The organism is uncultured Campylobacter sp., assembly GCF_938031315.1.
Classification (GTDB): domain Bacteria; phylum Campylobacterota; class Campylobacteria; order Campylobacterales; family Campylobacteraceae; genus Campylobacter_B.
This window is the reverse complement of sequence record NZ_CALHHT010000367.1, coordinates 1-7,172: the sequence shown is the minus strand read 5'-3', so window position 1 is coordinate 7,172 and position 7,172 is coordinate 1. Positions and strand designations below refer to the sequence as shown.

The window sequence follows — 7,172 nt, the reverse complement described above, 5'->3', positions numbered from 1 at the left end:
GATAAAAGGATAAAAATGACGTTTTCACAGATTATTTTGACGCTTCAAAACTACTGGCACGAGCAGGGCTGCTTGCTCGTTCAGCCCTACGATATGCCCGCGGGCGCAGGCACCTATCATCAGGCTACCTTTTTGCGCAGTCTAGGAAGCAAACCTTGGCGCGCGGCATACGTCGCACCTTCGCGTCGTCCAACAGATGGGCGCTACGGCGAAAACCCAAACCGCCTTGGCGCGTATTATCAGTTTCAGGTGATCTTAAAGCCGAGCCCGGACAATATCCAAAAGCTCTATCTAAAAAGCTTGGAAAAGCTCGGGCTAGATCTTAAAAGCCACGATATCCGCTTCGTAGAAGACAACTGGGAGAGCCCGACGCTCGGAGCATGGGGGCTTGGCTGGGAGGTTTGGCTGGACGGCATGGAGGTGACGCAGTTTACCTATTTTCAGCAGGTGGGCGGCATCACGTGCGAGCTCATAAGCGGCGAGATCACCTACGGGCTTGAGCGTTTGGCGATGTATCTGCAAAACAAAGACGACGTTTACGACATCGTCTGGGACGACAAGGCGGGGCTAGTAACCTACGGCGACGTGCATAAAAGAGGCGAGTTCGAGTTTAGTAAATACAACTTCGAGCTTGCGGACACCGCGATGCTTTTTAATCAGTTTGAAAACTGTTTCGGCGAGTGCAAAAGCATCCTAAAGCACGGCCTGGCGCTTCCTGCGTATGATTACTGCATGCTTGCGGCGCACACGTTTAATGTCCTTGACGCGCGCGGAGCGATCTCGGTCACGCAGAGGCAGGATTATATTTTAAAGATCCGCGATCTTGCCAAAAACTGCGCGCTTTGCTATGCAGATCCGCAAAAATATGTCGCCGAGCTGTGCGGCACGGCATGCAGCGATAAAAAAAGCGGTAAAGAGGGCGGCGTGGCAAACGTAAACTCCGCAGGCGCAAATTTAAAAAACGCCCACGGCAAGAAAAACACCGCAGACAAAGCGGATAAAAGCGAAAAGTGAAATTTATGAAAACGGGCGAAATTTATGAAATTTTAAATGCCGCCGCGCCTTTTTGCGACGCAGAGGCGTGGGATAATAGTGGACTAACGCTCGGAAACTTGGATGATGAAATTTCAAAAATCTATCTAAGCCTCGACGTTACTAGCGAGCTGGTGCGCGAGGCGGAGGCGGGCTCGCTTTTCGTGGTGCACCACCCGCTGATTTTTAGCCCGCTAAAATCGCTTGATCCGCGGCTTTATCCTGCAAATTTGATCTATGAGATGATCCGCAAAAATATTTCTCTCATCGCGATGCATACGAACTTTGACAAGCACGTTTTAAACGGATTCGTAGCGCGCGAAATTTTAAAATTTGAAATTACGGATGAGCGGGAATTTTTAGTTTTCATGCGCGCGGATTTGAGCTTTGAGGCTCTGTGCGCACAGATAAAGCGCAAGCTTGGCATCGAGCATCTGCGCGCCGTAAAGACGAAAGATTTCATCCAAAATATCGCGCTTTGCACCGGCAGCGGAAGCGAACTAAATCAAAGCTTGGGCGTGGATTGCTTCATCACGGGCGACATAAAATATCACGCGGCGCTTCAAAATTTAGAAAACGGCGTGAGTTTGATCGACATAAATCATTTTGAAAGTGAGCGCTATTTTGGGCGCGCGCTCGCACCTTTCTTGCAAAAAAGCGAAATTGAAGTTATAATAAGCGAGCAAAAAAATCCATTTACGTATTATTAAAGGAAAAAGATGAACAAATATTTAAGCCAATTGGTAGAGCTTTGCGAATTCGATAAGCAGCTGGACGGATTTAAGCCTAAAATCGAGGCTGCGCAGGAGAAGCTGAGTAAAAAAAGCACTGAAATAAACGGTGCAAAGGAACAGATCGAAACTCTAAATGCGGAGATCGCCGAACTAAAATCTCAAATTTTACAAGCAAACGCGCAGCTTAGCGCCTTTTCGTCCAAGCTAAAAAGCACGGGCAAAAAAAGCGGCGCGGCAAAAACCGAAAAGGAGATCAAGGCCCTTAGCGTCGAAGAAGATATCGCAAAAGAGCAGCTCGAAGCCACAAACGAGGAGATCGAAAGGCTAGAAAAGATCGTAGCCGCAAAGGAAGTGCTCGTAAAAGAGCAGAGCGAAAAGCAAGAGGCGTTTGAAGCCGAGCTAAAAAGCTTGCAAGAGCAGGTAAGCGCCGAGATGGGCGAGGTCGAGGTTGCTCGCGGCGCGATCTACGCCAAGCGCGATAAGCTAATGCAGGCGATGAACCCCAAAACCGTCTCATTCTACGAAAAGATCCGCAAGTGGGCGGGCAACACGGCGGTCTCGCCGGTGCGCAAACAGGCCTGCTACGGCTGCTTTATGCGCATAAGCGACAAGACCTATTCCGCGGTCATCAAAAGCGACGACATCGTAACCTGCCCGTATTGCGGCAGAATTTTATATAAAGAAGCCGAGTGATCTACACCGCCTTGGCGTTTTTGGCGTGGCTTGTAGCTGCGCCTTTTATTTTTATCCTAAGCTTTAAAAAAAAATACCGCACGAGCCTGAAGGCGCGATTTTTTCTATACAAAAACCCTAAATTTAGCCCCGCTGCGGTGCACTTTCACGCTTGCAGTTTGGGCGAGGTAAACGCTCTTGCGCCGTTAATTTCTAAATTTGAGAGCGTCGCGCTTAGCACGACCACGCAGACGGGCTTCGGTGCGGCGCGCGCGCTCACGCCGAACTCTCGCTACCTGCCGTTTGAAAACTGGCTTCCATTTTGGCTTACGGGCAGCCGCGTGCTGGTGATTTTCGAAGCGGAGCTGTGGCTAAATTTGATCCGTTCCGCTAAATCGCGCGGAAGCTACGTGATCCTGCTAAATGCGCGCATTAGCGACCGCTCGTACGCGAGTTATCTGCGCTTTAAGTTTTATTATCGAAAAGCGTTTGAAAATATCGATCTGGTGCTTGCGCAAAGCGAGCTTGATGCGGCGCGGCTGCGGGAGCTCGGCGCAAAAAATATAAAGGTCGCGGGCAACGTGAAAAGTGCGAATATCGCCGTTGCGACGGAGGACTATTCTGCCGCGTCCGCAAATAGCTTCGTGCTTACGATCTCAAATACCCACGAGGGCGAAGAGGAGCTTGTTTTATCGAATTTAAACGATTTTATAAAATTTCACGGCTCGCAGAGTGCGCCCGAAAAAGACCCATATGCAGCGGGTGCCTGCGGCGATAAAAGCTTGCCTGGGGCTGAGCTTTGCAGCGAGACGGGCTCGTCCGAGCCGGTAAATTTAAACGCAGCTTCTTTGGATGCGGTGAGCTCAAGCGACGCTTCGTTCGCCGTGCCGAATACGGCGCCTTTAAACGGCGCGTCTTTAAATTCTATCGCACTAAATACGGCGGCTTCGACTGCCGCGCCGCAAAAGCTAAAAATCATCCTGGCGCCGAGGCACCCTGAGCGCTTTAAAAAGGTACGTGAAATTTGCAAGGCTTGGGCGCGCGAGCATGGGCTTAGCTTTGAGCGATTTAGCGACGGCGCGGGGCTTGAGAGCGATTTTATCTTGCTTGATGCCTTCGGGGAGCTAGCGAACTTTTATAAAATTTCAAACATCGTGATCTTGGGTGGCAGCTTTTTGCGCAATATCGGCGGACACAGCCCGATCGAGGCGGCGAGCTTCGGCGTGCCGATCATCAGCGGGCGATTTTTTCATAACCAAAAGGCGCTGTACGCGCTCGTACAAAATATCGCTCTGTGCGAGGCGAACGAAATTTCAAACGCTTTAAAAGAGCCGCTAAAGGGCACGCGTATAGATAAAATTTGCGATCTGCAAGAGATAGAAAATTTAATCAAGGAAAGAATTTAATGCAAGAAAAAGCCTACAAACTGCTAGCGGCGCAGGAAAATATCTCGCACAACGAAGCCAAGGCTCTCATCGACGCGGGGCTTGTGAGCGCGCGCGGCGCAAAGATCGCTCTAGCGCGCGAGATGCTCGGCGAAAATACTAAATTTAGCGTGATGAAACCCGCAAAACCCGCGATCATTTACGAGGATGAGAACGTTTTGGCAGTCAATAAGCCGCCCTTTATGAGCAGCGAAAATTTAGAAAAAATCTATAAATTCGGCCTTCTAAATCGCTTGGATAAGGAAACCAGCGGCGTCGTGCTGCTGTATAAGAACGAAGAATTTCGCGAAGCGGCGATTGCGGAGTTTAAAAATTTGCGCGTGAAAAAAAGCTACATCGCGATCGTAAAAGGGATCGTGAGCGAAGAGATGAAATTTGACGAGCCGATTTTGACGATAAAGACCAGAAGCGGCGCCTTTTCTAAAATTTCGCCAAACGGCAAGAGCGCATTTAGCGAGGTTTATCCGCTTATGGTAAGCGGCAAAAAATCGCTCGTAAAGGTGCGGATCGAGACGGGCAGGACGCATCAGATCCGCGTGCATCTGGCAAATGCGGGATTTGGCGTAATAGGCGATGAAAAATACGCTAAAAGCCGCGCGAAGCGGATGTTTCTGCACTCGTACGAGACCGAAATTTTAGGGCTAAAATTTAAAGCTCCGCTAGGTACAAGCTTCAACGAATTCGGCTTTGAAATTCCTAAGGATCTCTGATATTCAATGGCTTTTAAGTTAATTTTAGGTAACATCGCAAGTTTAAAAATTTTATAAGGGATCAAAGTGTTTGAGATCATAAGCGAGTCGTTTAAAAACGCGGTCAATAAATTAAAAACAATCGATGACGAAAAAGCTTTAAAAAACGCCTTGGAGACGCTAAAAAAGGCGCTTTTAAAGGCCGACGTGCACCACAAAGTCGTAAAGGATTTTTTGGCGCTCGTCGAAGCCGATCTTCGTATCGGTACGATAGGACAGAAGCCGTTTTTGCAGTCCATCAAGACAAATTTGACTAAAATTTTAACGGCGCCTAGAGGCAGCAGTCAGGGATTTGTATTCGCTAGCACGCCTCCTACGGTAGCTTTGATGACGGGACTTCAGGGAAGCGGAAAATCCACAAGCACGATAAAACTTGCAAACTATCTGAAACTTCGTAAAAAAAAGGTCTTGGTTGCAGCGTGCGACTTGCAGCGCCTAGCCGCGGTCGAGCAGCTCCGCCAGCTGTGCGAGGCGAATGAGATTGAGCTGTTTTTCATCGAGGGCGAGAGCGATCCGCTAAAGGTTGCCGAAAAAGCGCTAAGCAAGGCTAAAAGCGGGCTTTATGACGTACTGCTCGTAGATACGGCGGGACGTCTTGCGATAGACGAGGCGCTTATGGCACAGCTTGCGGAGATGAAAAAAGCTCTAAATCCGCATGAAATTTTTTACGTAGCGGACGCTATGAGCGGTCAAGACGGCATTAAAACGGCTGCTAAATTTGATGAAATTTTAGGCCTTACGGGCGTGATCTTAAGCAAATTCGACGCAGATACCAAAGGCGGCGTAGCTCTCGGTATCGCGCAGCAGCTGGGCATTCCGCTTCGCTTTATCGGAACCGGCGAGAAGGTGGCCGATCTGGAGGGCTTTATACCCGATAGAATCACCGGTCGCATTATGGGCGAGGGCGATTTAGCGACGCTAGCCGAGAAAACAAGCGCCGTTTTCGACGAAAGAGAAGCCAAGGCTCTAAACAAAAAGATCAAAAAGGGCGAGTTTAATTTCAACGATTTCGTAAATCAGCTCGAAAGCGTGAAAAAGCTCGGCAATATGAAAAATTTAATCGGCATGATCCCGGGACTTTCTAGCATGGCGAATAAGATAAAAGATATCGATTTGGAAAACTCAAAAGAGATACTTCATATCAAAGCGATGATCAACTCTATGACGCCGAAAGAGCGCGAAAATCCCGATCTGCTAAATAATTCGCGCAAGCGCAGGCTTGCTGCCGGCGCGGGGCTTTCGCAGGTGGAGGTGAACCGCTTCTTAAAGCAGTTCGCGGGCGCTTCGAAGCTTGCGAAAAAATTTTCGGGCAAGGGCGGCATGCAGGGGCTTGCCTCAATCGCTCAAAGGCAAAATTTACCGAGATAGCCTCTCGGTAGAGTTTGCAGATGTTTAAGTTTTAGCCATCTGCAAGTTCTAAAACTTACAAAAATTTAAGGAGAAAAAATGGCAACAGTTGTTAGGCTTACAAGAATCGGAAGAAAGAAGCAGCCTTTTTACCGCATCGTGGTAACGGATAGCAGGAAAAGACGCGACGGCGGCTTCATCGAGACGATCGGCTTTTATAACCCGCTAAAAGATAGCGATAATATTAAATTCGACGCGGAGCGTTTGGCATACTGGAAGAGCGTAGGCGCGAAGTTAAGCGATAGGGTCGCTCAAATCACAAGCAAATAAAATGGTAGAAAATTTTATAAAAGAATACGCAAAGTTGATCGCCGACTATCCGCAGTCCGTCTCTACGCAAAAGCGGGTCGGTGAAAACTTTACCGAGATCATCGTCTATGCCGACAAGGCCGACACCGGCAAACTCATCGGCAAGGACGGCAAAATGATAAACGCCATAAAGACCGTCATCATCGGCTATAAAGCAAAAGATCCGATCAATTATAAAATTACCGTCAAAGCCAAAGATGCCTGATGATCTTTTAGAGGTCGCGAAGCTCGGTCGGACTATCGGTCTAAAGGGCGCAGTTAAAATTTTTGATCGCAGCGACTTCCCCTCTCAGTTTAAAAAAGGCGCCAAATTTTATCTGCGAAACGGCGAAATTTTAGAAATTCTATCCTTTAGCGGCGCAAATTCTAGTGCTATTTTTAAAAATTACGAAAGCGTAGAAGCGGCGGCAAATTTAACCAACCAAATCCTTTACCGAAGCAAAGAGGACACGCGGAAATTTTGCAAATTGCAAAAGGGCGAGTTCTTTTACTTCGATATTATCGGGCTTGAAATTTACGAAGACGGCGCGATTTTAGGGCGCGTAAAAGACATATCGCAGATCGGAAGCGGTTATCTTTTTGAGGTAGAAACGGATGAAAGCTTAATCTCGCAGGCTTTGCCGAAAGAATTTTTTATCCCCTACGTGGACGCCTATGTGAAAGAAATTTCGCTTAGCGAGCGTAAAATTTTTACTCAAAACGCGCGCGCGATTTTGGAAAATTCATGAATTTTATCTTCATCTCGCTGTTTGAAAATCTCATCGCGCCGTATTTTGAGGACTCTATTTTAAAGCGCGCGGTCGATAAAAAAATAATTGCGACGC

8 protein-coding genes and 1 pseudogene are annotated in these 7,172 nt (G+C 48.1%); all 9 read left to right on the top strand.

The features are described from left to right. Positions 1-15: 15 nt before the first annotated feature. A pseudogene (glyQ, locus tag Q0236_RS08935) lies at positions 16-852 on the top strand (glycine--tRNA ligase subunit alpha); the annotation flags it as partial. Between the two features lie 167 nt (positions 853-1,019). Next, the gene (locus tag Q0236_RS08930; protein ID WP_297917010.1) at positions 1,020-1,742 is read left to right on the top strand and encodes a Nif3-like dinuclear metal center hexameric protein; all 723 of its coding nucleotides are present in this window, start codon (positions 1,020-1,022) and stop codon (positions 1,740-1,742) included. A 9-nt stretch (positions 1,743-1,751) separates the two neighbouring features. Then, entirely contained in the window at positions 1,752-2,459 is a 708-nt protein-coding gene (locus Q0236_RS08925) for a zinc ribbon domain-containing protein (protein ID WP_297917009.1), read from the top strand. Further along, a complete protein-coding gene (locus Q0236_RS08920) occupies positions 2,456-3,844 on the top strand; it encodes a 3-deoxy-D-manno-octulosonic acid transferase (RefSeq protein WP_297917007.1) in 1,389 nt (462 codons plus the stop codon). The genes Q0236_RS08925 and Q0236_RS08920 overlap by 4 nt, the downstream gene beginning before the upstream one ends. Next, positions 3,844-4,593, top strand: a complete 750-nt coding sequence (locus Q0236_RS08915) for an RNA pseudouridine synthase (RefSeq protein ID WP_297917005.1) — start codon at positions 3,844-3,846, stop codon at positions 4,591-4,593. Before Q0236_RS08920 ends, Q0236_RS08915 begins: the two co-directional genes overlap by 1 nt. Positions 4,594-4,659: 66 nt before the next feature. Continuing rightward, positions 4,660-6,000 (top strand): signal recognition particle protein, encoded by a 1,341-nt coding sequence (gene ffh / locus Q0236_RS08910; RefSeq protein ID WP_297917003.1) that lies wholly within the window; start codon positions 4,660-4,662, stop codon positions 5,998-6,000. Between the two features lie 78 nt (positions 6,001-6,078). Continuing rightward, complete coding sequence (gene rpsP, locus Q0236_RS08905; protein ID WP_005873159.1) at positions 6,079-6,309, top strand: 30S ribosomal protein S16; 231 nt, start codon at positions 6,079-6,081, stop codon at positions 6,307-6,309. A 1-nt stretch (position 6,310) separates the two neighbouring features. Further along, a complete protein-coding gene (locus Q0236_RS08900; protein ID WP_005873158.1) occupies positions 6,311-6,553 on the top strand; it encodes a KH domain-containing protein in 243 nt (80 codons plus the stop codon). Beyond that, a complete protein-coding gene (gene rimM / locus Q0236_RS08895) occupies positions 6,546-7,076 on the top strand; it encodes a ribosome maturation factor RimM (protein WP_297917001.1) in 531 nt (176 codons plus the stop codon). The genes Q0236_RS08900 and rimM overlap by 8 nt, the downstream gene beginning before the upstream one ends. Positions 7,077-7,172 lie beyond the last annotated feature (96 nt).

Coding starts and splice junctions, on each gene's coding strand:
- Q0236_RS08930 (WP_297917010.1), top strand. CDS start 1,020: ATGAAAACGGGCGAAATTTATGAAATTTTAAATGCCGCCGCGCCTTTT.
- Q0236_RS08925 (WP_297917009.1), top strand. CDS start 1,752: ATGAACAAATATTTAAGCCAATTGGTAGAGCTTTGCGAATTCGATAAG.
- Q0236_RS08915 (WP_297917005.1), top strand. CDS start 3,844: ATGCAAGAAAAAGCCTACAAACTGCTAGCGGCGCAGGAAAATATCTCG.
- rpsP (WP_005873159.1), top strand. CDS start 6,079: ATGGCAACAGTTGTTAGGCTTACAAGAATCGGAAGAAAGAAGCAGCCT.
- Q0236_RS08900 (WP_005873158.1), top strand. CDS start 6,311: ATGGTAGAAAATTTTATAAAAGAATACGCAAAGTTGATCGCCGACTAT.
- rimM (WP_297917001.1), top strand. CDS start 6,546: ATGCCTGATGATCTTTTAGAGGTCGCGAAGCTCGGTCGGACTATCGGT.